The organism is Draconibacterium halophilum, from assembly GCF_010448835.1.
In the GTDB taxonomy this organism is placed as follows: domain Bacteria; phylum Bacteroidota; class Bacteroidia; order Bacteroidales; family Prolixibacteraceae; genus Draconibacterium; species Draconibacterium halophilum.
Genome location: NZ_CP048409.1, coordinates 676913 through 703189, shown reverse-complemented (window position 1 = coordinate 703189; position 26277 = coordinate 676913). Strand labels below are relative to the sequence as shown.

Annotated in this window: 28 protein-coding genes and 1 pseudogene; 22 read left to right on the top strand and 7 right to left on the bottom strand. The window is 38.7% G+C overall.

Annotated features, from left to right (window positions below; genetic code table 11):
• Positions 1–30: 30 nt before the first annotated feature.
• A complete protein-coding gene (locus G0Q07_RS02695; RefSeq protein WP_163344634.1) occupies positions 31–1173 on the bottom strand; it encodes a DegT/DnrJ/EryC1/StrS family aminotransferase in 1143 nt (380 codons plus the stop codon).
• Positions 1174–1458: 285 nt separating this feature from the next.
• Between G0Q07_RS02695 and G0Q07_RS02690 the strand changes: the two genes are divergently transcribed.
• Positions 1459–1980 (top strand): DNA-3-methyladenine glycosylase, encoded by a 522-nt coding sequence (locus tag G0Q07_RS02690; protein WP_163344633.1) that lies wholly within the window; start codon positions 1459–1461, stop codon positions 1978–1980.
• A 268-nt stretch (positions 1981–2248) separates the two neighbouring features.
• On the opposite strand, the gene G0Q07_RS02685 is transcribed toward G0Q07_RS02690, so the two are convergent.
• From G0Q07_RS02685 to G0Q07_RS02675, 3 genes are all read right to left on the bottom strand, one after another.
• Positions 2249–2608: a four helix bundle protein gene (locus G0Q07_RS02685; RefSeq protein ID WP_163344632.1), complete on the bottom strand. Its 360-nt coding sequence runs from the start codon at positions 2606–2608 to the stop codon at positions 2249–2251.
• Between the two features lie 443 nt (positions 2609–3051).
• A complete protein-coding gene (locus G0Q07_RS02680) occupies positions 3052–4488 on the bottom strand; it encodes an MFS transporter (protein WP_163344631.1) in 1437 nt (478 codons plus the stop codon).
• Positions 4489–4598: 110 nt separating this feature from the next.
• On the bottom strand, positions 4599–5093 hold the full coding sequence (locus tag G0Q07_RS02675) for a response regulator (protein WP_163344630.1): 495 nt from the start codon (positions 5091–5093) through the stop codon (positions 4599–4601).
• 141 nt (positions 5094–5234) lie between these two features.
• On the opposite strand from G0Q07_RS02675, the gene G0Q07_RS02670 reads away from it, so the two are divergent.
• The 15 genes from G0Q07_RS02670 (at position 5235) to atpG (ending at position 18305) form a co-directional block, all read left to right on the top strand.
• On the top strand, positions 5235–5999 hold the full coding sequence (locus G0Q07_RS02670) for a type III pantothenate kinase (protein WP_163344629.1): 765 nt from the start codon (positions 5235–5237) through the stop codon (positions 5997–5999).
• 99 nt (positions 6000–6098) lie between these two features.
• Entirely contained in the window at positions 6099–8018 is a 1920-nt protein-coding gene (gene dxs / locus G0Q07_RS02665) for a 1-deoxy-D-xylulose-5-phosphate synthase (RefSeq protein WP_163344628.1), read from the top strand.
• 124 nt (positions 8019–8142) lie between these two features.
• Positions 8143–9324, top strand: coding sequence for a sensor histidine kinase (locus tag G0Q07_RS02660; protein ID WP_163344627.1), 1182 nt, complete (start codon positions 8143–8145; stop codon positions 9322–9324).
• A gap of 258 nt (positions 9325–9582) precedes the next feature.
• Positions 9583–10146 (top strand): YceD family protein, encoded by a 564-nt coding sequence (locus G0Q07_RS02655; protein ID WP_163344626.1) that lies wholly within the window; start codon positions 9583–9585, stop codon positions 10144–10146.
• 12 nt (positions 10147–10158) lie between these two features.
• Positions 10159–10344 carry a 50S ribosomal protein L32 gene (gene rpmF / locus G0Q07_RS02650; RefSeq protein WP_163344625.1) on the top strand — a complete coding sequence of 62 codons (186 nt, stop codon included), beginning with the start codon at positions 10159–10161 and terminating at the stop codon, positions 10342–10344.
• Positions 10345–10623: 279 nt separating this feature from the next.
• On the top strand, positions 10624–11622 hold the full coding sequence (locus G0Q07_RS02645) for a beta-ketoacyl-ACP synthase III (protein ID WP_163344624.1): 999 nt from the start codon (positions 10624–10626) through the stop codon (positions 11620–11622).
• Positions 11623–11933: 311 nt separating this feature from the next.
• Entirely contained in the window at positions 11934–12347 is a 414-nt protein-coding gene (locus tag G0Q07_RS02640; protein WP_163344623.1) for a bactofilin family protein, read from the top strand.
• Positions 12310–12561 (top strand): AtpZ/AtpI family protein, encoded by a 252-nt coding sequence (locus G0Q07_RS02635; RefSeq protein ID WP_163344622.1) that lies wholly within the window; start codon positions 12310–12312, stop codon positions 12559–12561. Before G0Q07_RS02640 ends, G0Q07_RS02635 begins: the two co-directional genes overlap by 38 nt.
• Positions 12558–12938 carry a hypothetical protein gene (locus tag G0Q07_RS02630; RefSeq protein WP_163344621.1) on the top strand — a complete coding sequence of 127 codons (381 nt, stop codon included), beginning with the start codon at positions 12558–12560 and terminating at the stop codon, positions 12936–12938. The genes G0Q07_RS02635 and G0Q07_RS02630 overlap by 4 nt, the downstream gene beginning before the upstream one ends.
• 219 nt (positions 12939–13157) lie before the next feature.
• A complete protein-coding gene (gene atpB, locus G0Q07_RS02625; protein ID WP_163344620.1) occupies positions 13158–14312 on the top strand; it encodes a F0F1 ATP synthase subunit A in 1155 nt (384 codons plus the stop codon).
• 18 nt (positions 14313–14330) lie between these two features.
• Complete coding sequence (gene atpE, locus G0Q07_RS02620; RefSeq protein WP_246222973.1) at positions 14331–14630, top strand: ATP synthase F0 subunit C; 300 nt, start codon at positions 14331–14333, stop codon at positions 14628–14630.
• Between the two features lie 66 nt (positions 14631–14696).
• The gene (locus G0Q07_RS02615; RefSeq protein ID WP_163344619.1) at positions 14697–15191 is read left to right on the top strand and encodes a F0F1 ATP synthase subunit B; all 495 of its coding nucleotides are present in this window, start codon (positions 14697–14699) and stop codon (positions 15189–15191) included.
• Between the two features lie 2 nt (positions 15192–15193).
• On the top strand, positions 15194–15739 hold the full coding sequence (atpH, locus tag G0Q07_RS02610; protein ID WP_163344618.1) for an ATP synthase F1 subunit delta: 546 nt from the start codon (positions 15194–15196) through the stop codon (positions 15737–15739).
• Between the two features lie 30 nt (positions 15740–15769).
• Positions 15770–17347, top strand: coding sequence for a F0F1 ATP synthase subunit alpha (gene atpA, locus G0Q07_RS02605; protein ID WP_163344617.1), 1578 nt, complete (start codon positions 15770–15772; stop codon positions 17345–17347).
• 82 nt (positions 17348–17429) lie between these two features.
• Positions 17430–18305 carry an ATP synthase F1 subunit gamma gene (gene atpG, locus G0Q07_RS02600; protein ID WP_163344616.1) on the top strand — a complete coding sequence of 292 codons (876 nt, stop codon included), beginning with the start codon at positions 17430–17432 and terminating at the stop codon, positions 18303–18305.
• A gap of 6 nt (positions 18306–18311) precedes the next feature.
• Here the strand turns inward: atpG and G0Q07_RS02595 are convergent, their stop codons facing one another.
• The 3 genes and pseudogenes from G0Q07_RS02595 to G0Q07_RS21240 form a co-directional block, all read right to left on the bottom strand.
• Positions 18312–19016 carry a hypothetical protein gene (locus G0Q07_RS02595; RefSeq protein WP_163344615.1) on the bottom strand — a complete coding sequence of 235 codons (705 nt, stop codon included), beginning with the start codon at positions 19014–19016 and terminating at the stop codon, positions 18312–18314.
• A 17-nt stretch (positions 19017–19033) separates the two neighbouring features.
• Positions 19034–19684: pseudogene (locus G0Q07_RS02590) on the bottom strand (ThuA domain-containing protein); the annotation flags it as partial.
• Positions 19663–19842, bottom strand: a complete 180-nt coding sequence (locus tag G0Q07_RS21240; RefSeq protein WP_203532655.1) for a twin-arginine translocation signal domain-containing protein — start codon at positions 19840–19842, stop codon at positions 19663–19665. The gene G0Q07_RS21240 and the pseudogene G0Q07_RS02590, both read right to left, overlap by 22 nt.
• A gap of 368 nt (positions 19843–20210) precedes the next feature.
• On the opposite strand from G0Q07_RS21240, the gene G0Q07_RS02580 reads away from it, so the two are divergent.
• The 6 genes from G0Q07_RS02580 to G0Q07_RS02555 all read left to right on the top strand — a co-directional run bounded on the left by G0Q07_RS02580 (position 20211) and on the right by G0Q07_RS02555 (position 26277).
• Positions 20211–21125 carry a nuclear transport factor 2 family protein gene (locus G0Q07_RS02580; RefSeq protein WP_163344614.1) on the top strand — a complete coding sequence of 305 codons (915 nt, stop codon included), beginning with the start codon at positions 20211–20213 and terminating at the stop codon, positions 21123–21125.
• Between the two features lie 873 nt (positions 21126–21998).
• On the top strand, positions 21999–23147 hold the full coding sequence (locus G0Q07_RS02575) for a universal stress protein (protein WP_163344613.1): 1149 nt from the start codon (positions 21999–22001) through the stop codon (positions 23145–23147).
• A 160-nt stretch (positions 23148–23307) separates the two neighbouring features.
• Complete coding sequence (locus G0Q07_RS02570; RefSeq protein WP_163344612.1) at positions 23308–23514, top strand: hypothetical protein; 207 nt, start codon at positions 23308–23310, stop codon at positions 23512–23514.
• Entirely contained in the window at positions 23511–25520 is a 2010-nt protein-coding gene (gene mbhE / locus G0Q07_RS02565; RefSeq protein ID WP_163344611.1) for a hydrogen gas-evolving membrane-bound hydrogenase subunit E, read from the top strand. The genes G0Q07_RS02570 and mbhE overlap by 4 nt, the downstream gene beginning before the upstream one ends.
• The gene (locus G0Q07_RS02560; protein ID WP_163344610.1) at positions 25517–25942 is read left to right on the top strand and encodes an MnhB domain-containing protein; all 426 of its coding nucleotides are present in this window, start codon (positions 25517–25519) and stop codon (positions 25940–25942) included. The genes mbhE and G0Q07_RS02560 overlap by 4 nt, the downstream gene beginning before the upstream one ends.
• On the top strand, positions 25933–26277 hold the full coding sequence (locus G0Q07_RS02555) for an NADH-quinone oxidoreductase subunit K (protein ID WP_163344609.1): 345 nt from the start codon (positions 25933–25935) through the stop codon (positions 26275–26277). Before G0Q07_RS02560 ends, G0Q07_RS02555 begins: the two co-directional genes overlap by 10 nt.

The window sequence follows — 26277 nt, the reverse complement described above, 5'->3', positions numbered from 1 at the left end:
TCTTTGCGTCTCTGCGTCTTTGCGAGAAACTTAATTCTTCTTTGCGTCTCTGCGCCTTTGCGAGAAACTTTTAACTGCTTCAACAATATACCCCAACTGCTCCTCATCCAACTCCGTATGCATTGGCAGCGACAATACGGTTTGCGTTAATTTCTCAGCAACTGGGAAATCGCCTTCCCGGTATCCCAAACTTTTATAAGCCTCCTGCAGGTGCAGTGCTTTTGGGTAATACACCATCGATGGAATTCCCTTTGCATCCAAATACCTTTTTAACTCATCCCGATCATCTGTTTGAATAGTATATTGATGAAAAGTATGCGTACTAAATTCAGTTCTGCCAGGAATTTTTATTCCGCGCAAACCCTGTAAATGCTCATCATAAAACCGGGCCGCCGTTTGCCTGGCTTTTATATGCTTACCAATATACTTCAACTTCACCTCAAGAATGGCTGCCTGAATACTGTCGAGCCTCGAATTAATCCCAATCCGTTCGTATTCATATTTGGCTTTCATGCCGTGACTGGCTATGGAACGAATCTTGTCAGCCAATGTTTTGTTGCTGGTATAAACCGCACCGCCATCGCCAAAAGCTCCCAGGTTTTTTGACGGAAAAAACGAATTACATCCAATGTGCCCCATGGTTCCGGCTTTCTTTCGCGTACCATAACTAAATAGGTAGTCGGTTCCCAGTGCCTGGCATGCATCTTCAACCACATACAATTCATGCTTTCCGGCCAAATTCAAAATCGCTTCCATATTGGTACACTGACCAAAAAGATGCACCGGTAAAATTGCTTTGGTTTTGGTGGTAATGGCATTTTCAATTTGCGTAACATTAATGTTAAAAGTATCCGGACAAACATCAACAAAAACAAGTTTTAGTCCCATCAGCACCAACACTTCAACGGTTGATACAAACGAAAAAGGAGTGGTAATTACTTCATCGCCCGGCTTTAAATCCAAAGCCATAAAAGCCAGTTGCAAAGCATCTGTACCATTTCCACATGCAACGACATTGGTATTCAGGTAGTCGGCCAATTTTTCTTCAAAATCAAGCACCTTACCACTTTTTATAAAGCGGGTAGACTTAATCACCTCTTGAATAGCCTCATCAATTTCAGCTTTCATAGTAAGGTACTGCCCGTAAATATCCGACATGAGGATGGTTTGCATTCCGTTTAGCTTATTTCTAATAAACTATAAAAGTATAAATTTAGCCTGATTAATTCACAAAACTGAATTAATCGCCCGAAGGGCTGACGAAATAATTGTTTTTCAATTATTTGTCAGGGCTAACCTTGACATTGAAAATTACTAAACCATAAGTCAAACAACGTATCATTCAGATTTTCAATCGTCAACACTTCATGTGAAAAATTTATAAATTTTTCAGGTTAGTGCACAGGGTAAGCTGTTCCGTATTTATTTTGCATATTTCTACTTTCATAAAAATGAAACATGACAGTCAACTGGAATTGCATACCAAACTCATTCTTCCAACGCGAAGTAACCCAGGTCGCTCCCGATTTACTGGGAAAATTGTTGGTAAGACATTTTGACGACGGCACGATTGTGAAATTCAGAATTACTGAAACGGAAGCCTATCGCGGAGGCGATGATAAAGCGTGCCACGCCAACAAAGGCTTAACGCCACGAACCAGAGTAATGTTTGAAGAAGGAGGATTGGTATATGTTTACCTGATTTACGGAATGTACTGGATGCTAAATTTTGTTACCGGCAAGGCGGGAGATTCCTCTGCCGTGCTAATTCGCGGAGTGGAAGGAATTTCAGGACCGGGAAGAGTTGGCCGGGCACTGCAACTCAATAAATCATTTTATGGCGAAAACCTGGCTACTTCTGAACGAATATGGGTTGAAGATGCGGGGACAAAGTCCAAATATATAACCGCTCCTCGCGTAGGAATAGACTATGCCGGCGAACCCTGGATTAGCAAACCGTGGCGTTATATAGTGACGTAATATCCAAGTCCCAGAAATAAATTGAACATTCTACATTGAGTATTGGATATTGGATATTGGATATTAAAACAATAAAAAACTACTGACAAGAATTTCCAATGTAGAATGATCAATTTCCAATTCCCAAAAATTCCGTTAAATATTCTAAATTGAATATTGATTATTGGATATTTTTGAAAGAAAATACGTCAACGGATAGAGGCATACCCAAAATAATTCCCAATATTGAATGTTCAATAATCAATTTCCAACAAGTTTTAAATGAAAGCTAAAGCTTGGACTTGGCTGTTTTGACACTTTTCGCAAAAATAGCCAGTAATTCTTCATTCTCTTTTAAGGCTGGAAAAACATCATTCTCTTTCAAGTATTTCTTCCTATTAATAATCATTAGACAAACTTTTGTTTCTCGCAACTCTTTCAAAATGATCTGCATTTTATGAATAAAGTCTCTTTGCGATTCAGCAGCCTGGGCTTCTCCATTGTTTAGAGCAGGAGAGGTGCTGCATCGTATCAGTTGCCCTGTAATATGAGTTGCCATTCTGGTTTTCGGGAGCTTCTCAATTACTTCATCAACTTTTAACACAAAATCAATTAATCTTTCTTCAAGATCATATTTTCTTTCATTCATATCATTGATTTTTATGTTTCAAGATACGAACGACACAAGAAATTACCAATACAGTTTAATCTATAGAGTTTTCCCTAATTTCCATTAGATATTCTAAATTGAACATTGGGTATTGGCAATTTTGGGAGATACAAAAAAGAAGAACTTCCAATATTGAATGTTCAATACCCAATTTCCAATAATGAATATCCGTTCTACGTCATAATTAGTATTTAGCACGTCATGCTGAACTCGTTTCAGCATCTTTCGCATATAGTAACCAGTTGCTTGAGAGAAAGACCCTGAAACAAGTTCAGGGTGACGTCTTGGTTGTGACTAATTGCGGACATTCAATTCCAATATTTAAAATTTGATTATTCTATATTGGATATTAATTGGAAGTTTCAACAAAACACAACCAAACCCATTGATCTTCAACAACTCGATGTTGAGCAACAATCTTATTATTGCCGCTTCCCTTTCATTATAAACTTATCGTATAAAAACAGCGCTACAACAGCTGCCAGCCCTATAATCAGGATCACCACCCATATTTGCGACGGATTATATTTATCCCACAACTGATTGGTAAGTTCTGCAGGAGTCATTCCCATTTTTTGTGCAGCTGCATTAAAATATTCATTTTGTGTAAGTCCGTCAGCTAATTGAATGCCTTTTTCAGCCACCTCCTGCCGCACAAAAACGTTTTTATCCGACATGCCTCCGTATACATTCCCCGAAATAATTCCGGCAAACACGTTGCCCAAAAATACAGGGATAAATGAATAGCCCATGTAAAGTGCCTTTTTATCGATTGGTGCAATTCGCCCAATGTATTCAGTAATTTTTGGTGAACCCGCCATTTCTCCAATGGCAAAAATATAAATTGCTACAAGCGTGAACATGACATTCTGAGTTGAAAGCGTCAGCGCCATACCAATGGCACACACCAAAAATCCCGACATCATGGAGCGCAACGGACGCCATTTCATTACAATGGTTGACACAATAATTTGAAATATAATAATAAACATTGCATCAAAATTGGTAATAAACTCAGCCTCCATTTGCCCGGTTTCGGCAATTCCATAATTTTCGCTAAAAAATGGCAGGTACTGGTGGAAGAAATTGTAAACAGCACTGGTATCAACCCACTGGGCAATAAAAACCGGCAGTGTGAAGAAAAGCTGGTTATACATGGTCCAGAAACCGGCTACAATAACAAGAAACAGAACAAACTTAAAATCCTTTATTACCAAAGCAATATTGGTAAAGACCTTTCCGATAGACACCCAAATTGAGTCGGTATTAACTGTTCGGTCAGGCTCTTTGTAAAAAATCAACAGAATGAAATTTAAGGCTACAATCCCGGCAGAGATATAAAAAATTAACTCCGACTGTCCTTTGTAAATTAAGGTAACCAATGGCCCGAAAAAGGCGCCAATATTCACCATCATATAAAAAATACCAAACCCAATTGATGCTGTTTCATCAGTAGTTGTTTTGGCAATTGTTGCTGAAATTACCGGTTTAAAAAGTGCAGCGCCCAATGCCAAATAAAGATACATGGCAAAGACTCCGGCAAATGTATCAAATTGCGGTAGCAATATAAACGCAGTGGTATACACAAAAAAAGCAATAAACAACACGCGCTTGTAACCATATTTATCTGCAATAGACCCCGTAATTACCGGCAGGAAATAAAGGATTCCGGTACCAATACCCATTATCATACCTTTTTGTTCCTGCGAGAATTCCAGTCCTCCCATATCTGCCGATCCGGTAAGGTAATTGGCAAAGAGCATAAAAAAGCCGTACCATGCCCAACGTTCAAATAATTCAATAGTATTAGCTACCCAAAAACTGCGGTTGTATTTTTTTAATACCGAAACAAATGCCATTTCTTCTTAATTTGATGAAGTTCGAAAGGTAGTATTTTTCGAAATATGTTCAGCATATTAAATCTAACAGGCTGACATTTCGCATATAAAAAAGTGTTGAAAATACCTGGCTACAATCCCATATCGAAAAAGACCGATAAAAAAGTGATGACCATAATGATTAGGAACAACAAAATAAAAAATCCGATTACTCCCACTTTAAAACCATAGCTTTTCTTTTCGCGCGTGGTGGACTCTTTTAAACGCTCAAGTGATTCAACCAGTTTTTTGGGAGCCTGATCATTTTTTACAAGGTAATCGGCGGCACCCAGTTTCATAATTCTAACGGCAATATCCACGTTGTTTTGCGCACTCAAAAAAATAAAATCGATTTGGCTATTTTCGCGCTCCACCTGAAGCATAAGCTCCAAACCGTTAATTCCTTCCGATGAATAATCTAAAATTATAACATCAGGGTTTAAATGAATGTGCCTGAGACATTCTTCTCCGTTCTTAAATATTTTCAGATTCGAAAACTTTTTCGATTGCAAGTAACCGACAATTAGATCTTTGTAAACGGTGCTGTCTTCGATCAGAAATATTAATGGATTTTTTCTCCCTTGCATGGTTTCAGAACTCTTGTTAGTGATAGCTCTAAAATTAATATTAATTTTTTAGAAAACAACAGGGCATAATGGCTCAAAAACCCGCAATCATTCGCAACTGATACCAGAAAAAGGTACTTTTGAACACTTAATATACGAATTATGTTACTGGCAATCGACATCGGGAACACAAACATTGTTTTTGGAATCCATAATGATGAGCAATGGGTTAACCACTGGCGCATTCAAACCGACCAGCTGAAAACCGCCGACGAGTACGAAGTTATTTTCCGCTCGTTACTAACTGCAGGAAAAATCTGCCGCACTGATATCTCCCGGATAATTTTAAGCAGTGTTGTGCCTTCTCTTGTTCATCCTTTCCGCGAAATGTTAACCGGACTTTTTGACAATGCCGTTATTAACCTCCTGGATCCCGACATTTACAATCGCTTGCCTATAAAAGTTCTCAATCCTTACGAAATTGGAAGCGACCTTGTTGCCAATGCCACAGCCGCATTTCAAAAATATGGGAACAATACCATGGTTATCGATTTTGGCACCGCATTAACTTTCACCACCATCGGGCAAAACTCGGAAATATCGGGCGTGGCTATTGCTCCCGGTTTGCACACAGCCGTTGGGGCGCTTGCCGGAAAAACAGCGCAATTACCACAAATACACATTGTTCCTCCGCCATCAGTACTGGGTGAAAACACCATTCATGCCATTCAATCGGGAATAATTTTCGGCTACACCGGATTAGTTGATTCGATGATCGAAAGAACTGAAAAAGAGCTTCATGTCTCACTTACTGTTGTAGCCACCGGAGGGCTTAGTTCTGTAATTGCTCCCTTAACCAAAAACATTAAGGCCTGCGAGCCGATGCTAACCCTTGAAGGCCTCGTTCAGATCAATACATTTATATAACATCGAGTATCTCATGCTTTATTACAAGTAATTTTATTTCTTTTGCAGTGAACAAACTGTGGCAGAACAGTTGTTATTGTTTCAACAACTTTTGGAAAAATGGATGATGTGAAGGGGAAACTGCTCGAATTAATAAACAATCCCGACGATCTAAAAAAAATACCGGTTGACCAACTCGAAGATGTGTGTCGGGAGTTGCGCAATTATATTATTGACGTGGTTTCAACAAATCCCGGGCACTTTGGAGCCAGCCTGGGCGTTGTGGAGCTAACAGTAGCCCTGCATTACGTATACAATACCCCTTACGATCAGCTGATTTGGGATGTTGGACATCAGGCCTACGGACACAAAATACTTACCGGCAGGCGAAACAAATTCGACACCAACCGAAAATTTAAAGGACTTAGCGGATTCCCAAAACGCACAGAAAGCGAATACGATGCATTTGGTGTTGGCCACTCGTCAACCTCTATTTCGGCAGCTTTAGGAATGGCCATTGCTTCTAGAATTAAAGGTGAAGAAGAACGAAAAGTGGTTGCTGTTATTGGCGACGGAGCAATGTCAGGCGGAATGGCTTTTGAAGCATTAAACAACGCAGGAGGCGAAAACGCCGATATACTGGTAATTCTGAACGACAATAATATGGCCATCGACCCAAGTGTTGGTGGCTTGAATAAATACCTGCTAAACATTGCAAAATCGGATACCTACAACCGAATGAAACACGACGTTTGGGAAGGACTTGGAAAACTGGATGGATTTGGAAAAAAAGCACGCCGATTTATTCAGAAAAACCAACATGCATTAAAAAACATGATCCTGAAAGAGAATAATCTTTTTGAAGCTTTCAACTTCAGGTATTTTGGACCAATCGATGGGCACGATGTTGACTATTTAACCAACGCACTGAAGGATCTGAAAGATATTCCCGGGCCAAAACTTTTACACGTTATTACCCAAAAAGGAAAAGGTTTTAAACAGGCCGAACTTTTCCAAACCAAATGGCATGCTCCGGGTATTTTCGATAAAGAAACCGGCGAAATTTACAAATGTGATTGCGCAGCTGATCAAGCACCAAAATTCCAGAATGTTTTTGGCGACACTTTATTGGAGTTGGCTGAAAAAAACAAAAAAATAGTTGGAATAACTCCGGCAATGCCCACAGGTTGCTCCATGAACAAAATGATAGCAAAAATGCCTGATCGTGCTTTTGATGTAGGAATTGCAGAGCAACATGCTGTTACATTTTCGGCCGGGCTTGCAGCTCAGGGAATGGTTCCGTTCTGTAATATCTACTCCACTTTTATGCAACGCGCTTACGACCAGGTCATACACGATGTAGCCATCCAAAACTTGCCTGTTATTTTCTGCCTCGACCGCGGAGGTTTGGTAGGAGAAGACGGACCAACGCATCACGGTGTTTTTGATATTGCTTATATGCGTTCGGTTCCGAATATGATTGTATCGGCACCAATGGACGAAATTGAGTTGCGTAACCTGATGTACACCGCGCAGCTGGAGAAAAATAAACAACCATTTTCGATTCGTTATCCGCGTGGTTGCGGAATAATTGCAGACTGGCAAAAGGAATTTAAAAAAATTGAAATTGGCAAAGGCCGCAAATTAAGCGATGGCAACGATATTGCTTTGTTGTCGATTGGAAAAACCGGAATCTTTGCTCAACAAGCTGTAAAAAGTCTGGCTAAAATAGAAATTTCGGCTGCCCATTACGATATGCGTTTTGTTAAACCTCTCGACACCGAGATGCTTACCGAAATTATGCACAATTTCGACCAGATAATCACCATTGAGGATGGTGCCATCCAGGGTGGATTTGGAAGTGCGATATTGGAGTTTATGGCTGAAAACGGATTCACCAATAAAATAAAAATTCTGGGAATACCCGATAAATTTGTCGAACACGGAACACCCGAAGAGCTTTATAACGAATGTGGCATTGATGCAAAAGGCATTGTTCGTACGGTGAAGGAATTAGTTGGCAAAACAAAAATCGTATAACATAACAGCACTCGCTCATTCCAATTCCAATATTCAACTATTCTCACATTCTACCATTCCACTTATCGGTATAATATTTTTATCTTTAAGTCGTTCTGAAGAGTGTACTTAAAAACCATTTGCATTGGACATTTATCTTAAAAGACGACGCGGAAAAATTTTACTTCTCATTATTGCTGTACTTATCGGGGTAGCTTCTTTACTTTACACCAACTGGCTGACCAAAAAAATGGCCACCGAAGAACGTAACAAAGTTGAGATTTGGGCCGAAGCGATTAAAGGGATTAACGAAGCCGGAATAAATATCACCTCTCCGCAACTGAGCCAGCTTCAAACACGCTACCTCCAGTTCCTGAATATGGTTAGTGAGAAAAACACAACCATCCCCATCTTGATATTAAATCCTGACGGAACATTTAATACCGACCGAAACATTACTTATCGCGAAGACAGAAAAGAAGAAGTACTCAACCGCGAACTAAAAAAAATGCAGGATTATGCAGCCCCAATACCCATCGATTTGGGTGATGGTTATGAGTTGATGTTGTACTACCGGGAATCATCTATCCTGCGAAACCTACAATTGTATCCTATCATTCAGCTGGTTGTTATAATCATCTTTATTTTAGTTGCTTATTTTGCTTTTCTGGCCACCAACCGAGCCGAGCAAAACCAGGTGTGGGTAGGCATGTCGAAAGAAACAGCACACCAACTAGGTACGCCCATATCTTCGCTGATGGCATGGATAGAGTTGCTAAAATTAAAAGATGTTGACCCAAGCCTGATAAAAGAATTGGAACAAGACACTTCCCGCCTGGAACGGATTACGGAACGCTTTTCAAAAATCGGATCGAAGCCGGAATTGCTCCGCGTTAACCTCATTGAGGTTTTAAACTCGGCCGTGTCGTACCTGAAACGACGCTCATCTGCCAAAGTAAAATTTGAACAAAACTACGACACTAACGCATACATTGAAACCCCATTAAATGGCGCCTTGTTTTCGTGGGTAATTGAGAATTTATGCAAAAATGCCATTGATGCCATGGGAAATAACGGCACCATTACAATTAATGTAAAAGAAAAAGATAAACAGGTAACTATTGACCTTACCGATACCGGTTGTGGGATCTCCAAAAATCATCAGAAATCAATTTTCCACCCCGGCTTCTCAACCAAAAAGCGTGGTTGGGGATTAGGTCTGTCTTTGGCCAAACGAATAGTTGAGATTTACCATAGCGGTAAAATTTTCATCAAATGGTCGGAGTCGGGAAAAGGAACTACATTTAGAATTATTCTGAACAAATAGAGCATCTACCATTGTCATTCAATCAGTTTATCAAACCTGGAATAAAATGAGTTTGTATCAGCGGTAATTGAGCTCCTTCGATGAATCCACTATTCAGAATAATACCATTATGCCGCACTCGTGTTTGATCTGTCGGCGACAAACAAAAATTTGATACCACACATTCGTGCAAATGACTAAGATTTAACTGTTTTGATATGGAAAGAAATTTGAAATATTTCTACAATTTCTTTAACTGTTAATAAATAATTTATACTTTTGCATCCACTTTTTGGAATCGTGAGCTTGAAAAGCAAATACAATATTGAGTTTAAAGGTCTTAACGAAGGCCTGCACGATTACCAATTTGAGGTAAACGATAAGTTCTTTGAGCATTTTGATGAGAGTCTGGTTGACAAAGGCAAGGTTAACGTAAAAGTTGAACTTGAAAAACGAAGTGCATTTCTGAAATTAAGCTTTGCACTCGAAGGATGGTTAGAGCTTGTTTGCGACCGCTGCCTTGACAATTATCCGCAAGACGTGTCTTTAGAAACCGAATTGTTTGTAAAATTTGGCGAAGAAGATGAGTTTGACGAAGGCGAAAATGTAATTTGGATATTACCCGAGGAACACGCCATCAGCCTAGCTCAAATCATGTACGAATACGTTACATTGAGTATTCCTTTGCGGCATGTTCATCCAGATGAAAACGGAGAAAACAGCTGTAACCAGGAAATGATTGATAGATTAAACAACATAACGCAGCATGAAGCGGACGAAAATGAAGAAGAAGAAATTGACCCGCGTTGGGCTGCACTAAAAAATTTAAAAAATAATAATTAAAAATACATAACAATGGCACATCCAAAGCATAAAATTTCGAAATCGAGAAGGGATAAAAGACGTACGCATTACAAAGCTACTGCCCCTACTCTGGCTACTTGTTCAAATTGTGGAACTACTGTAAAATACCACACAGTTTGTCCTGAATGTGGTTACTACAGAGGAAAACAAGTAATTGAAAAAGAAATTGCATTGTAGTTAAATTAACATCCGGAACTTCCGGTATTAACTAACAAAAATCCATCTTTGGTATCTTCCGAAGATGGATTTTTTGTACATGCATATTCCCATTTATTATTTTCTGATTTTTCGAACAATGTTATAAATTGTTCTGCCTCCTAGAACATTTTTTCACCTTCGCATGCCACATCTGTTGGTATTTCTTTGCTGTGTCTTACAAATCGCTCTACATTTAACCCCGGTTTTAAAAAAGACCAGAACATATATTTTCAGTAAACAAAAATTTGTATTTGAATAATGGCTAACATCAGGGCAGCAATTACAGGAGTTGGAGCCTACCTCCCGGAATACCGGTTAACAAACGACGAAATCAGCAAAATGGTTGACACGTCGGACGAATGGATCATGCAACGAATCGGGATCAAGGAGCGAAGGATTTTAAAGGAAGAGGGAAAAGCAACCAGTGACATGGGAGCGCGCGCAGTAGAAAATTTGCTGGAAAAAACCGGCACATCGCCCGATGAAATTGACATGTTGATTTGTGCGACCATTACGCCCGACATGAACCTGCCGGCCACAGCCAATATAATTGCACACAAAACAAATATTCATAACGCCTGGAGTTTTGATTTAAATGCTGCCTGCTCAGGGTTTATCTTCTCTTTGTCTACCGCAACACAATTCATCGAATCGGGGCGTTATAAAAAAGTTGTAATCGTTGCAGCCGAAAAAATGTCGGCAATAATAAATTATAAAGACCGTACCACCTGCCCGCTTTTTGGCGATGGAGCATCTGCTGTATTAATTGAACCAACCACCGAAGATGTTGGTGTTATCGACTACATCAATCGAGTTGATGGTTTGGGCCGTCATCACCTGCACATAAAAGCAGGCGGATCGTTAAAACCGGCTTCCGAAGAAACCGTGAAAAACAAAGAACACTATTTGTACCAGGAAGGACAGGCCGTTTTTAAAGCTGCCGTTTCAAGCATGGCCGATGTTGCTGTTGAGATTATGCAAAAGCACAACATTAGCTCTGAAGATGTTGCCTGGCTGGTTCCACATCAAGCTAATATGCGCATTATTGAAGCTACAGCCCGGCGAATGGGAATAAGCAAAGATCAGGTGATGATTAACATCCAAAAGTACGGAAACACCACAGCTGCCACAATTCCACTTTGTTTGTGGGATTACGAAAAGAAATTGAAAAAAGGCGACAACATTATTCTTGCTGCTTTTGGTGCCGGATTTACCTGGGGAAGCACCTATTTAAAATGGGCTTACGATTCGGAATAAAAGCAAACAACATCTTCTGAACATCGCCGTTCTAAGTTTGGTGATTCTAACCTGAAAAGTTGATTCAATTTTTCACACAAAGTGTTGACGATTGAAAATCTGCAGGATACATGCCCTGAATAAATGGATTTGAGGATTTTCAATGTCAAGGTAAGCCCTGACAAATAATTGAAACACAATTATTTCGTCAGCCCTGCGGGTAATTAATTCATAAGAATGAATTAATCAGGCTAAATCATTTTTTTGCTGAAGATTCATTTTATTGTATCTTCAAGCACCCAATTTAAATGGACCGTTAAGAAGAAAGAACCATGGCAAAACAAAACGCAAGAACGTTTGGCGAAACCCCCGATCAGGCAATCAATATTTTAGGCGAAGGTACACTCATTAAAGGCGACATTACTGCAAACAGTGATATTCGTATTGATGGCCAACTTGTTGGCAACCTGGAAGCAAAAGGAAGAGTTGTAATCGGCCCAAAAGGCAAAATCGAAGGCACAGTAAAATGCAACAATGTTGAAATAGCCGGTTTTATAAAAGGCAAAGTAACTGTTGATGAGCTTTTAAATATGAAAGCCTCGGCAAAAATTGAAGGCGATATTATTGCCGGCAAACTGGCAGTAGAACCCGGTGCAACTTTTACCGGAACCTGCGCAATGGGAGGAGCCAGTGCACCTGCGAAGAAAGATGAAAAAGAAAAAACCGTATACAACCCAAAAAACTAATTCTTTTATTCGCTATTCCAGTCTGGGATTCGAAATGATGGCCATTATAGGAGTTTTTACCTTCCTGGGCTATAAAATCGACCAATGGATGCACAACGAGTTTAAAGGATTTACGCTTGCTTTGGTTATATTTGGTGTTGTTGTGTCCATCGTTTATGGGACGAAAAGCCTTTTAAGGACAGATCACAAATCTAAAAAGCCAAAGAGAAAATGAAATCTTTCATCGTAAAACTTACAGGAATAACGCTCGCCATTGCTATAATTAGCGGGTTAGTATTTTCGTTGGCCTTCCCTGAATACTACATTCAGGTGCTTCCGTTCCTGTTGCTCTTCTTCTATCTCACAACAATGGGCATTCATGCATACCTGCTGAAAATGGCAAAAAAAGATCTTGGAAAATTTACCCGCAGTTATATGCTCATCACCACGCTAAAACTACTTGGATATTCGGTATTAGCAGTTGTTTACATGGTATTTGATAAAAAAAATGCCCTACCATTTGTTATTTGTTTAATGCTACTCTACCTTATCTACACTTTTTTTGAAGTAATTGAAATTACCAGAATAACCAAATCGGCAGGCAAAAAATAAATTAACGCTTCCTCCCCTTTTGACACACCAAATGAACTCCTAATATTATTAATTATATGATGAAAACTTGCATTTTGCATTTATAGCTCAAAAAATCTTTTAAATTTGTGAACATTCATGAAGAAAATTACGTCTTAACAACTTGGTATAATACCTGTCAGGAAGTGCTTGTTTCAAATGTATACAGAGAAGTTAAAACAAAGATAAACGGAATAAACCATGCTTAAGCTTACTAAAGCCATCTTTATATTCTTTGCCTTTTTCTTATTAAGTTATGGCCAGCTTCAGGCTCAGCACGGGCTGGAGGAAGAAAGCACACACACAACAGAAAGTCATTCAGATGAAAGCGATGCACATACTTCAAACACACACCTTGAAGAAGAATTCAATGCTGGAGAATTTGTGATCGACCACGTATCCGATTCTTATGACTGGCACATTGCATCTTTTGGCGATAAGCACATTAGCATACCTCTTCCGATAATAGTTTACAGCAACCAACCGGAATTACACGAAGGAAAAGCATTTCATGTTTTTATGTCTTCTAAATTCCACCACGGGCACAGCGCTTACAAAGGATTTCAGATTTCGGAAAGCGAAGAATTTAAAGGCAAAGTGGTTGAAGTGGATGCGTATGGACAGGAGATTGGTGCACCCATCGATATTTCAATAACAAAAACAGTTGCCGGCATATTTGTATCCATAATCATTTTATTATGGCTGGTATTTTCAGTAGCTAAATTGGCAAAGAAAAATGTTGGCAGAGCACCAACGGGCATACAAAATTTATTGGAACCGATTATCTTTTTTATTCGCGACGAAGTGGCAAAACCGGCCATCGGCGATCAGAAATACGAAAAATTTATGCCGTTTCTGTTAACCCTGTTCTTTTTTATATTGATTAACAACATCATGGGATTGATACCAGTTCCGCCATTTGGAGCTAACGTAACAGGAAACATAGGGGTAACAATGGTGTTAGCCTTGTTTACCTTTTTTGTTACCGCAATTAATGGCAACAAACATTACTGGAAAGAAATTTACAACCCCGACGTACCGTGGTGGCTAAAATTCCCAATTCCCTTAATGCCTATCGTTGAGCTTTCGGGTGTAATTACAAAACCATTTGTTTTAATGATCCGGCTTTTTGCAAATATGATGGCGGGGCACCTGATTGTTACCGTATTTATTGGGCTTATTTTTGTATTTGGCAGCCAGTTCGGAACAGCGGTAGGTCTTGGGGTAAGCCCGGTGTCCATTCTTTTTTCGGTATTTATATTATTACTCGATGTTTTAGTATCATTTATTCAAGCTTATGTTTTTACACTGTTGTCGGCACTCTATTTTGGAATGGCGACAGCAGATCATCATTAATATTTAAAATTAAAAGCTATGTTATCAGCTATTTTATCAGTATTGTTACAAGCAACGGAAGTGATGACCTCAGCATCATCAGATGTAATGGCCGCAAAAGTAGGTGGAGCTGAACTAGGTGCCGCATTAGGAGCTGGGATGGCTGCGCTTGCTGCTGCTATTGGCATTGGGAAAATTGGTGCCAGTGCCATGGAAGCTATTGCTCGTCAACCTGAAGCCAGCGGTGATATTCGGTCAAACCTAATTGTTTCGGCAGCTTTAATTGAAGGTGTTGCCTTCTTTGCCGTAATTGTTTGTGTGCTTATCATTTTTGTGTAGCAAAAAACTTTGGCAACCATCCCGGGGATTGCCCGGGATGCAGTTGCCACTTTAAAATTTTAGATTATGGAATTAATAATGCCAAATACGGGCACCATTTTTTGGATGGTCATCGCTTTTGGGGTCGTACTTTTTCTATTGAAGAAGTTTGCGTGGAAACCAATTCTTGCTGCTTTAAAAGAACGGGAAGAGTCGATCTCTACTGCATTAAGCTCGGCTGAAGAAGCAAAAAAAGAAGTAGCCGGACTAAAAGCCGATAACGAAAAAGTTATTGCTGAAGCACGACGCGAAAAAGAAGCAATTCTGAAAGAGGCAAAAGAATTAAAGGATAAAATTGTTGCCGAAGCGAAAGATAAAGCCACTGAAGAAGTGCAAAAAACCATTGCTCAGGCACGCCAGCAAATCCAAGCTGAAAAAACGGCTGCCTTAAGCGAAATTAAAAAACAAATAGCCGAACTTTCGGTAAGTATTGCTGAAAAAGTGATTCGCAAGGAATTGAGCAACAAAACCGAACAGAAAAAAATGGTTGACGGTTTAATCGACGACATCAAGCTGAATTAAGTATGGACCAAAGCACAATAAATGTACGGTACGCCAAAGCTTTCTTTTTAACAGCTAAGGAGAAAAAATTACTTGATAAATTAAAAGCCGATATTCAGTTGGTTCTGAATGTCTCCAAAGCATCAGAAGATTTTATTCTTTTATTGGAAAGCCCGATCGTAAAATCATCAAAAAAGGCAGCCCTGATAAAAAGTATTTTCGAAAGCAAGATTGAAGAGATCAGTCTTAACTTTTTATTGCTAATCATTCAAAACAAACGCGAAGAGCACATTCCCGGCATCTGCCGCAATTTTCTGGATCTTTCACGAAAAGACCTCAATATTAAATCGGCAATGCTGACAACTGCTTCTGAGGTTGATTCTTCAACACTTAAAAAGATACAAGAACTACTTGAAAAAGAATTGAAGGCCACAGTTGAATTAACCGCGCAGATAAACACCAAAATTATTGGCGGTTTGGTATTGCGCCTTGATGATAAACAGTACGATGCCAGCGTGGCAACCCAATTGCGAAAAGTAAAACAAACCTTGTTAGAAACCGAATTATAAACGATAGCGACAAGCAAAAAATAATAGAACATGGCTAATATAAAACCTGCTGAAGTATCTGCAATTCTGAAGCAACAACTTGAAGGATTTAAATCGGTTGCCGAACTGGAAGAAGTTGGCACCGTATTACAAGTTGGTGATGGTATCGCCCGTATTTATGGACTTTCGAACGTTGAATCGAACGAAATGATCGAATTCGATAGCGGCATAAAAGGTATTGTGTTAAACCTTGAAGAAGACAACGTTGGTGTTGTACTATTGGGGTCTTCAGAAAAAGTAAAAGAAGGCGACACGGTAAAACGTACGCGCCGAATTGCATCAATTAATGTAGGTGAAGGCTTGCTTGGCCGCGTGGTAAACACCATTGGCGAAGCAATTGACGGAAAAGGAGCCTTAAACGGCGAACTTTTTGAAATGCCCTTGGAACGCAAAGCGCCGGGTGTGATTTTTCGTCAGCCGGTAAAAGAACCGCTTCAAACCGGATTAAAAGCTGTTGACGCCATGATTCCCATTGGCCGCGGTCAGCGTGAGTTGATTATTGGCGACCGTCAGACGGGAAAAACAGCAGTGGCTATTGATACCATTATTAATCAACGCGAATTCTACGAACGAGGAAATCCGGTTTACTGTATTTATGTAGCAATTGGCCAGAAAGGTTCTACGGTTGCAAACATTGCCGCCACGCTTGAAAAAGCAGGTGCAATGGACTATACAGTAATTGTTATGGCAACCGCATCAGATCCTGCAGCATTGCAGTTTTATGCACCGTATGCAGGTGCCGCCATTGGCGAATATTTCCGCGATACAGGTCGTCATGCATTAATTATTTACGATGACCTTTCAAAACAAGCCGTTTCATATCGTGAGGTGTCGCTGTTGCTTCGTCGCCCACCGGGCCGTGAAGCTTATCCTGGTGATGTTTTCTACCTGCACTCACGCTTATTGGAACGATCAGCAAAAATCATCGAATCGGACGAAGTGGCTAAAAACATGAACGATTTACCGGAGTGTTTGAAAGACAAAGTAAAAGGTGGAGGTTCGTTAACGGCACTTCCTATTATTGAAACACAGGCCGGCGACGTTTCTGCATATATTCCAACCAACGTAATTTCAATTACCGATGGACAGATCTTCCTCGAATCGAACTTGTTTAACTCGGGTATTCGCCCGGCGATTAACGTGGGTATCTCGGTATCGCGTGTTGGTGGTAGTGCTCAGATTAAATCGATGAAAAAGATTTCGGGAACATTAAAACTCGACCAGGCGCAGTTCCGCGAATTGGAAGCGTTTGCCAAATTCGGTTCCGATCTTGACGCCGCAACAATGCGTGTGCTCGACAAGGGACGTAAAAACGTGGAGATCCTAAAACAGGGACAGTATTCACCGGTTAAAGTTGAGCACCAGGCAGCTATTATCTATTGCGGAACCAATGAGCTGCTTCGTAATGTTCCATTAGAAAAAGTTAAAGAGTTCGAAGCCGACTTTCTGGAAACGATGGAAATGTCACACCGCCCGGTTCTTGATGAACTGAAAACCGGCAAACTGACACCGGAAATTGAAACCACGATTAGAAAAGTAGCTGCAGAAACAGCGGAAAAATATAAATAAATATGAGATGATTAGAATATAGGAATAGTAGAATGGAACAATTCTATCACTCCAATATTCTGACACTCCAACATTCCTAAATATGGCTGGATTAAAAGAAATACGCACTCGAATAGCATCGGTAAAAACAACGCGGCAGGTAACCAGTGCCATGAAAATGGTTTCGGCTGCCAAATTAAAAAAGGCACAGGATGCCATTTTACAGATCAGACCGTATGCGGATAAATTGCACCAGATTCTTACTTCTTTGAGTGCCAGCCTTGAAAATGTTGAAGATTCAGTTTATACGCATACACGCGAACCAAAAAAGGTGCTTCTGATTCTGGTGTCTTCAAACCGTGGTTTATGCGGTGGTTTTAACAGCAATATCTCCAAAAAGGCCGTTGAGGTAGCTAACACAAAATATGCACAACAATTGCAATTGGGCAACCTCGATTTTATGTGTATTGGAAAACAAGGAGTCCGCCAGTTAAAACACCGCGGGTACAAAGTTGTGGCCGACGAAAATGACTTGTTCGACGCACTTACTTTTGAAAACGTTTCGAGAGTTGCCGAAGAATGTATGAAATCGTTTGCCGACGAACATTACGACCGCATTGAACTGGTATACAACCAGTTTAAAAATGCTGCAGTTCAGGTGCAGGCTGCAGAGCAATTTCTTCCGGTTGAAATGGAAGAAGAAGACGATGATGGTAATTACGATTTTATTTACGAACCATCAAAAGAATACATTATTAAGGAGCTCATTCCTCGTTCACTTAAAATTCAGTTTTACAAGGCTTTACTAGATTCCAACGCAGCTGAACACGGTGCCCGCATGACGGCCATGCACCAGGCCACCGATAATGCCACTGATTTGATTGGCTCGCTTACATTGGAATACAACAAGGCTCGCCAGGCATCGATTACCGGAGAAATTCTGGAAATTGTAAGTGGTGCTGAAGCACTAAACGGATAAACCTTTTTAAGAAAAATATTCAGAAACCGTTCTTTGTAAAAAGAGCGGTTTTTTATTCAATCCAATACCCCTCAAATAAATACCAAGCAGAATGAATCTTTTTGCAAAGTACTCATGATAATATTTTGTATTCTCAGAGGACAAACCTGAAGCCAATACAGATGGCGAAATGACACCGGCAATTTCAACGGCTTCCAAATAATCACGAACATTCTCATCAAATTGAGAAGCAACTCTCAAAGCATCAAAATACAGCCCATATTTATTAGGCAGGACCTCACAAGAACAGACAGTATCCCCGGAAAGTGAAAATGATCTTGTCTCACGTGCAAAATCGTTATAACGATACTTGCAACAACATTCATTTCCTTCCATCCAAACCGAATCAGCTTTTAACCAGATCTCATTCCACACTTCAGTATCAACGAGATATTTTCTTACCCATTTGTGTTTTTCTTCCTTATGCCAGATTGCGGGACTTTTACCTGATTCAATTTCTGTAAGATAAAATCGATAGGCTACATCAATATTGTTTGAATATTTTGTTTTAAGTGATAATTCAAACAAATTAACTAGGCTTGTTAACGCTTCTGAATTCTCTTCTCCAAAAACCGCCTCAAACCTTAATTTAGCCTCATTATTCTGGCCTTGAACAGAACACACCAATGAAAATGAAGCAAGAATTATAAGAATGTGTTTGAAATAAATCATTTACAAATCTGATATTCTTACTTATATACCGGGCTCACCCACTTTTCTTTTGGGGCGTATTTACTTTCTGCTGCCCATCGAATACCTCGTTTCATAATTTCAAATACTTCGGGAACTTCAAAATCAGTCATCACATGTCCTAACGAAGAATAAAATACCCGTCCGTTGCCATAATATTTTTTCCAAACTACCGGCATCACACAATCGTCAATCCACGAATCATGTTCTGATGTAAATTGCGTTGTTGCCAAAACTTTTACGTTAGGATCAACATGCAAATAATACTGCTCGGAATGCACTTTAAAATCATCCAATCCTTTCGTTACAGGATCCTGTTTATCGGTAATTTGTACAGAGTAATCAATTACGCCGCCGGGATGCGCTACCCACTGCCCGCCAACCATATACTGATATCCGGGATTATTTCGGAAAGAATCGCCAATTCCACCATGCCAACCAGCCAAACCGGCTCCGTTTTTAATGGCTGTCAACAGTCCTTTTAATTGCTCATTTGTAATCGTCCCCATTGTCCACGTCTGAATAATCAGATCAACAGAACGCATCAAATTTTCATCCAGATAACTGTCCAAACTATCAGAAACAATTACTTCGGCTCCCTCCGACTGTAACCACGGAACAAATACATCTACCGATTCTTTGGGTTCATGGTTGGGCCAGCCCCATAAACGAAAAGTACATTCTTCCCCTTCATTGAATTAACGTTTTGCATTTTCTCCCAAGCATAAATTTTTGGAGATAAAAAAAATAAACCTGTTCCCGCCAAAGCGGAGGTTTTTATGAAATTTCTTCGAGACTTGTTTAGCATAGTTTAGTTGATTTAATACTTCTCTAAAAATAAAGGAAATTGTTGGACTAAAAAACATCAGGCGAGCTTACTTCTTTGTTAATGTCAGATATATGAGCAAAATAATTCAGTTATCTGAAAATCAATTGACAATTCTTTATTATACTATTTTCAAATCCTTGTTTTTTATAGCATTAAATATCAGCACCTTACTTCTGTTATAAAATACAAAGCATTTCTCACAAAAGCCCTACAATCCTGTATTTCTGATCCTTACATCATTTTTATTTTCGTTTTATCTTAGTAATACGTAAATTGTATAATAGAGTCCAATAAGTTAAGTGAAATAAGACCAGCATTTTTTTAAATAATTAACTAAAGATTACATTATGAAAAATTTTGTTGTTTTGATGATCTTAACCCTCCTTGCAAGCACATCAATCGCTCAAAAGAAAAATGGCACTGTGTTTAACGAACACGAAACCATTGACAAAACAAAAGCTTTCTGGGAAGCCGTTAAAAATGGCGACAAAGAAAAGGCTAAAACCTTTTTTGCCGACTCATTAATGGTTATTAGAAATGGCAACGACTGGCAAACAACCGCAGAGGTGTTTGGCGAAAACACAGGTTGGTGGACGGATAACTTCATAAATTTTAACATTGAAGATACGCCCGGTGCTTATCCCGATGCCATTGAATATGACGAGGGAAATATGTGGGTACAAGACTGGTTAACGTTTACCGGAACCCACGAAAAAACAGGCATAAACCTGGATCTGCACGTTCACTGTTTATATGCTTTTGACGACGACGGAAAAATTAAAACTTTTATTCAATACTATAATAATAATGTTTTTGAAGACATTAGAAATGCACAAACTACCCGCGAAAATGGAGATGTTTACATTAACCATCCTCACATAGCAACGGTACGAAAGCTGTTAAACGCCTATGCTGCCGAAGATATTGAAGCTACGAAATCATTCTTTTCTGAGGACGTAACATTTACTAGTTTGGCAGGCGGCTGGGATAAAAGTATGAATCTGGAAGAAAGAACCGCAGATGTTACCAATCATTTTGACACAAGAAAAGACATACACTTCGAGCAAATCGGTTATCCGGATTGTATCTTTTATGAACTGAATAACGGTTACGTGGTTTATTCGTGGTGGAATTATTCGTACACCGAAGAGGAAAGTGGAAAAAAAGTGGTAATGCCACTAATGTTGTCGCACTCATTTGATGATGAAGGAAAAATTGTTCAGGAAATGGCTTACTTCAGTACTAATCATTTAGAAGAATAAAGTATAATATGAGCATAAAAAAAAGAAATAGCTTATAAACTGTGTAAGTTGAAAATACCGAGGGTTCAATCCTTGGTATTTTTTTGCTCATTTCGAAAGCTTTACACAAATTTGGTTCAACTGTATCACAGAGAAACCTCAGCAAAACCAATAAAAAACGCAGTTGTAAAATCTTTTAAGAATTTGCATATGTTCTCATTGAGGAAGCACATAAAAGCTTTTTTAGATCGGATTTTGAGATCAATGTTGAAGGCCATGTTTATGCATTTCATTCATCAACAATAGATCCTTGTCTTAGTGTATTTTGGTGGCTGAGTTTCGGAAAACAAAGATGGTTTAAAACTGCTCAACTTGTATGATGTAGAAACATCAATTCTAACGTTCCTGTATATCTCAAATACAAAAAAGCACGCTGTTAATGCGCTTAATCGGATCTCATATGAGCCTGGAAACTTTTTTATAATCACTAAAGCTTACATCGATTTAAGAGACGGTATCATTTTCACCAGCAGCGCCCTTTCTTTATTACACGTGCAAAAGATATTAACCAGATGGATTCCAATCCTGTTGACAGAAAAACTGGCGTAAAATATGAGCAAATCGGCAAAGAAAAATCTTGCTACCAGTGCAGAACCTAACTACAAAGATCATATAAATGGATTAAGAACTTAATTAGTCTGGAAATAAAAAGTTAAAAATTGTTGATACCCGAAACAACCTTTCAATTTAATTGTTTAAGAATTTTAATAAATGTTTAAACATGGAGGATTGTTTTCGGTTGTACCTTGTCTTTCACTATATGTGGCTCATTTAAGAAGAAATTACCTGTTTGGGATAAATTATCGTAAGTGAAATAATTTAAAAGCAAAAGTTATGAAATTACTGGAAAAAATATTAATGCCTGTTGATGTTAATGATATTAACGAAGAACAAATTAGGGCAGCTACCAAAATTGCAAAAGAATTTAATTCTGAAGTTGCTATCATTTACGTATTGCCTGAGTCTGATTTGCATGCCGATGTTGATAAATTTTTAAGAAAGTATATTAACGAAACTTTAGACAAAGTTGTCCACTCGTTGGAAAAACAAAATGTTGCCTGCACGCAACCGATTACCAGAAATGGAGATCCAGTTAACAACATTCTGGAAGTAGCTACAGATCAGAATGTAAATCTGATATTAGCTTCCTCGGGTGAAGGTAAGGGAAACGACAAATTTAAATTGGGAACCACAGCTGAAAAACTTGTTCAGTTATCTGATATTCCTGTATTGGTAATAAAATCAGGGCAAGAAATAAAAATAGATAGAGTAATGTGTCCTATAGATTTTTCTGATCCATCCAGGAGAGCCTTGACAAATGCAATTTTGTTGAGCAAAACCTTTAACGCAACACTATATATTTTAGGAGTATTTGAGCCTTTTTTTACTGCTTCGCCACGGATTAAATTTGATCAGAATAAGGAAAACGAAAAACTCAAACAACAATTTGAAAATAGGATGGAGGAGTTTTTAAGTGACTTTAGCTTAAAAGGAGTGAATCATAAAGTTGAAATAGTAGTAGGTGTTCCGCATGAAAGAATTTTGAATAGGATACAAAAGGGAGGTGTTGATCTTTTGGTAATGGGTACTAACGGGCGATCGGGTTTAAGCCGAATGTTGATGGGGAGTGTTACGGAAAAAGTAATTCGTGAATTACCATGTTCGTTTGTTACTACTAAAACAAAAAATATTTATCAATTACGTCTGGATAATGAGGTAAAAGAAATAGAAACCCATTTTACTAATGCGATCAAACTGCATAAAAGTGGTTTGTATAAGGAGGCCATCGATCAGTATTTAATATGTCTGCAAATTAACGATATGCATGTGCCATCGATGTATAAATTAGCCAAGCTATACAAGATATTGGGGAATAAAGAAGAAATGGATTACTACGAAGAGATGGCCAGCGACATTTTAAGTCGATTGTGGGACAAAAAAATTGAATATGAAATAAGGCGACATTATAAATCAGATGATTGATGTATTTTGAATCATTGTTTCGATTATATTACAGCTAAGTTAATAAAAATCAATTTCAGCTAACGATTAACGGATGCAAAATATTTTGCTCATATTCCTGCTTGCTTCTTTTTTGTGCTTGCTTATTCCGCGATCACTCAAAAAAAGTACTCCATTCTTTTTGGCTACAATTCATTTGGGAGCATTTGTTTACTTTTTTTCAAAGATTAAGGAAATTGCCAGTGGCGAAATTATTAATGATACGATTGCCTGGATACCCCAATTAGGTATAAATATTGAACTGGTTTTGGGTGGTTTAGGACTGGCCTTTGCCTTGCTTATTACCGGAACAGGAGTACTCGTTTTCTTTACGCCCATGCATACATGAAAAGCTATAAGAACCTAAGTATCTTTTATTTTTATTTGTTTTTATTTAGTGGGGCAATGCTTGGCCTGGTTCTATCCGGAAACCTTATTCAGCTTTTTATGTTCTGGGAGCTAACCAGTTTCTTATCGTTTCTGTTGATTAGCTTTTTTCATGAAAAAGAGGCGGCTCGAAAGGCTGCATTTCAATCCTTATTTATTACCGGTATTGGCGGACTTGTAATGCTTGCCGGGGTCGTTTTATTGGGAAGTATTGTTGACAGCTATTCTGTTTCAGAATGGGTGGAACAATCTGCCGTAATTAAAGCACATAAATTTTATGCTCCCGGATTGATTTTAATTTTCGCAGGTGTCTTTACCAAATCAGCACAATTCCCATTTCATTTTTGGTTGCCAGGTGCTATGCAGGCTCCAACACCTGTAAGTTCTTATTTACATTCGGCAACAATGGTAAAGGCAGGTATCTTTTTATTAGCCTTGCTTAGTCCGGTATTAGGAGGTACATCTTTTTGGACTTATACTTTATCTTTAGCTGGAACCATAACAATGTTTTTAGGCGCTTATTTTGCCATTACCCAAACCGATATTAAAGCAATTTTGGCATACACCACAATTAGTTCTCTTGGTGTTTTGGTTTTGTTACTGGGAATTGATACAGCACTATCTGTAAAGGCTGCCATGCTCTTTCTTTATGTCCATGCTTTTTACAAAGCCACCATGTTTATGATTGCGGGATATATCGATAAAAAGACGGGGACCCGTGATTGGCGCAACCTGGGAGGGCTTGTCAGAAGTATGCCAGTAACATTTATTGTTGCTTTACTGGCCTTGTTATCGATGGCCGGTTTGCCACCTATGCTCGGATTTTTAGGTAAAGAGCTAATTTACGAAGCCAAAGTTCAAGCACCCGTAATTGCACCTTATGTACTTGTGTTAGGTGTAGCAGGAAATGCACTGATGATAGCAGTCGCTTTGTTTTTTCTTTTTAAAGTGTTTTTGGGTAAGCAAAAGAAAAAGGTTGCAGTATCGTTTAAAAACGATTGGGCATTTATAATTAGTCCGGCTTTGTTGGCGTTACTAAGCTTATTTTTTGGACTTTTCCCCGCAGTGCTGGGAAAAACAATTGTTGAACCGGCATTAACCAATATACTCAAAGAAGCCTACGATGTTAAGTTAAAAATTTGGCATGGGTTTAATACCGTTTTCTTTTTAAGTTTATTTACGGTGTTTTTAGGCTTGTCGTTTTTTGTACTTATTTACAAAAATAATAATGTGCTGCGGAAATGGAGAGCTGCCAATCGTAAGTTTTTTACCATAAAATTGGTAGATGTATTTGATAATTCACTGAATGGATTTCTGACCTTTTCTAAACGTAAAACACAACTTGTACAACACGGTTATCACCGCTTCTATATACTTACCATTTTTGTTGTAGCTTCTGTTTTTTTATGGTACCAGGCTTATGTTACCATTGGTTGGAATTTAGCGAATGTATTCTCGCTAAAACCTTTCTATATATCTGGTTTGGTATTAATTATTATTATCAGCACGATTTTTAGTATGTTCTCAAAATCGCGTATTACAACCATTATAACTATGGGGGTAACTGGCTACGGAATTGCGTTACTTTTTATGTATTATAGTGCCATTGATTTGGCGATTACCCAAATTATTGTAGAAACTTTGGTTGTGGTAATGTTTGTATTGATTTTGCAACGCTTGCCACTTTTTGCCAAATTATCATCAAAAACTTCGCGATTAAGAGATTTGGTTATTGCGCTCGCTTTTGGTTTAGCAATGACAATGTTGGCATTAAAGTCGATTAATGTAGATTTTAACCAGCCCATTTCAAAATATATGATTGAAAACAGCTATACTCAGGCTTTTGGTAAAAATGTGGTCAATGTAATTTTAGTTGACTTTAGGGCTTTAGATACTTTAGGAGAGGTGGTAGTACTGGTTGTTGCTGCACTGGGAGTATTTGTATTATTAAAAACGAAAAAAGCATGAATTCAGTATTACTACAAATAGCAACAAAATATTTAAAGTGGATACTTGTGGTATTTGCACTTATTGCTCTTTTCAGGGGACATAACCACCCGGGAGGAGGATTTATCGGTGGTTTGTTGATTGGTTTATCGGTGGTATTTCAAAGCCTGACCAGCAATGCCCAATCAGCAAAAGATAAACTAAAAATTCAACCCGAGGGGTACATTTCTTTAGGCTTGTTATTTATACTTATCAGTACACTGCCCGGTTTGTTTCTGAAAGATACTTTTATGACCGGAGTTTGGTTCAGTATTCCATTTCCACTATTGGGAGAACTAAAGATTGGGACTCCCTTTGTTTTTGATATTGGCGTATTTCTGGCGGTTATTGGAGTAACACTCCTGTTTTTTTTCACCTTTAATAAAGTGGCAAAATGGAAATAGTACTTGCTATATTGGTTGGCGTTTTATACACCGCTGGTGTGTACATGGTGTTGCGCAGAAGTATCCTCAAATTTATTATCGGATTAATATTTTTAAGTAATGCTACCAATTTATTGGTGTTCATTTCTGCAGGAATAACGGATGGACAACCTGCTTTTGTTGATGGTGCAACAGATTCGGCAAGTAGTTTATCCGATCCTTTGCCACAAGCTCTTGTTCTTACTGCCATTGTAATTGGATTTGGGATTGTTGTTTACTCGATGGCATTAAAATATAAGTTTTTTGAAACCACCGGAACTGATGATTTAGATCAGCTAAAACAAACAGATAAATAA

What these genes read in the sequence shown, in the direction of transcription:
- G0Q07_RS02695 (WP_163344634.1), bottom strand. Translation starts at nt 1,173, where the DNA reads ATGCAAACCATCCTCATGTCGGATATTTACGGGCAGTACCTTACTATG.
- G0Q07_RS02690 (WP_163344633.1), top strand. Translation starts at nt 1,459, where the DNA reads ATGACAGTCAACTGGAATTGCATACCAAACTCATTCTTCCAACGCGAA.
- G0Q07_RS02685 (WP_163344632.1), bottom strand. Translation starts at nt 2,608, where the DNA reads ATGAATGAAAGAAAATATGATCTTGAAGAAAGATTAATTGATTTTGTG.
- G0Q07_RS02680 (WP_163344631.1), bottom strand. Translation starts at nt 4,488, where the DNA reads ATGGCATTTGTTTCGGTATTAAAAAAATACAACCGCAGTTTTTGGGTA.
- G0Q07_RS02675 (WP_163344630.1), bottom strand. Translation starts at nt 5,093, where the DNA reads ATGCAAGGGAGAAAAAATCCATTAATATTTCTGATCGAAGACAGCACC.
- G0Q07_RS02670 (WP_163344629.1), top strand. Translation starts at nt 5,235, where the DNA reads ATGTTACTGGCAATCGACATCGGGAACACAAACATTGTTTTTGGAATC.
- dxs (WP_163344628.1), top strand. Translation starts at nt 6,099, where the DNA reads ATGGATGATGTGAAGGGGAAACTGCTCGAATTAATAAACAATCCCGAC.
- rpmF (WP_163344625.1), top strand. Translation starts at nt 10,159, where the DNA reads ATGGCACATCCAAAGCATAAAATTTCGAAATCGAGAAGGGATAAAAGA.
- G0Q07_RS02645 (WP_163344624.1), top strand. Translation starts at nt 10,624, where the DNA reads ATGGCTAACATCAGGGCAGCAATTACAGGAGTTGGAGCCTACCTCCCG.
- G0Q07_RS02640 (WP_163344623.1), top strand. Translation starts at nt 11,934, where the DNA reads ATGGCAAAACAAAACGCAAGAACGTTTGGCGAAACCCCCGATCAGGCA.
- G0Q07_RS02635 (WP_163344622.1), top strand. Translation starts at nt 12,310, where the DNA reads ATGAAAAAGAAAAAACCGTATACAACCCAAAAAACTAATTCTTTTATT.
- G0Q07_RS02630 (WP_163344621.1), top strand. Translation starts at nt 12,558, where the DNA reads ATGAAATCTTTCATCGTAAAACTTACAGGAATAACGCTCGCCATTGCT.
- atpB (WP_163344620.1), top strand. Translation starts at nt 13,158, where the DNA reads ATGCTTAAGCTTACTAAAGCCATCTTTATATTCTTTGCCTTTTTCTTA.
- atpE (WP_246222973.1), top strand. Translation starts at nt 14,331, where the DNA reads ATGTTATCAGCTATTTTATCAGTATTGTTACAAGCAACGGAAGTGATG.
- G0Q07_RS02615 (WP_163344619.1), top strand. Translation starts at nt 14,697, where the DNA reads ATGGAATTAATAATGCCAAATACGGGCACCATTTTTTGGATGGTCATC.
- atpH (WP_163344618.1), top strand. Translation starts at nt 15,194, where the DNA reads ATGGACCAAAGCACAATAAATGTACGGTACGCCAAAGCTTTCTTTTTA.
- atpA (WP_163344617.1), top strand. Translation starts at nt 15,770, where the DNA reads ATGGCTAATATAAAACCTGCTGAAGTATCTGCAATTCTGAAGCAACAA.
- atpG (WP_163344616.1), top strand. Translation starts at nt 17,430, where the DNA reads ATGGCTGGATTAAAAGAAATACGCACTCGAATAGCATCGGTAAAAACA.
- G0Q07_RS02595 (WP_163344615.1), bottom strand. Translation starts at nt 19,016, where the DNA reads ATGATTTATTTCAAACACATTCTTATAATTCTTGCTTCATTTTCATTG.
- G0Q07_RS21240 (WP_203532655.1), bottom strand. Translation starts at nt 19,842, where the DNA reads ATGCTAAACAAGTCTCGAAGAAATTTCATAAAAACCTCCGCTTTGGCG.
- G0Q07_RS02580 (WP_163344614.1), top strand. Translation starts at nt 20,211, where the DNA reads ATGAAAAATTTTGTTGTTTTGATGATCTTAACCCTCCTTGCAAGCACA.
- G0Q07_RS02575 (WP_163344613.1), top strand. Translation starts at nt 21,999, where the DNA reads ATGAAATTACTGGAAAAAATATTAATGCCTGTTGATGTTAATGATATT.
- mbhE (WP_163344611.1), top strand. Translation starts at nt 23,511, where the DNA reads ATGAAAAGCTATAAGAACCTAAGTATCTTTTATTTTTATTTGTTTTTA.
- G0Q07_RS02560 (WP_163344610.1), top strand. Translation starts at nt 25,517, where the DNA reads ATGAATTCAGTATTACTACAAATAGCAACAAAATATTTAAAGTGGATA.
- G0Q07_RS02555 (WP_163344609.1), top strand. Translation starts at nt 25,933, where the DNA reads ATGGAAATAGTACTTGCTATATTGGTTGGCGTTTTATACACCGCTGGT.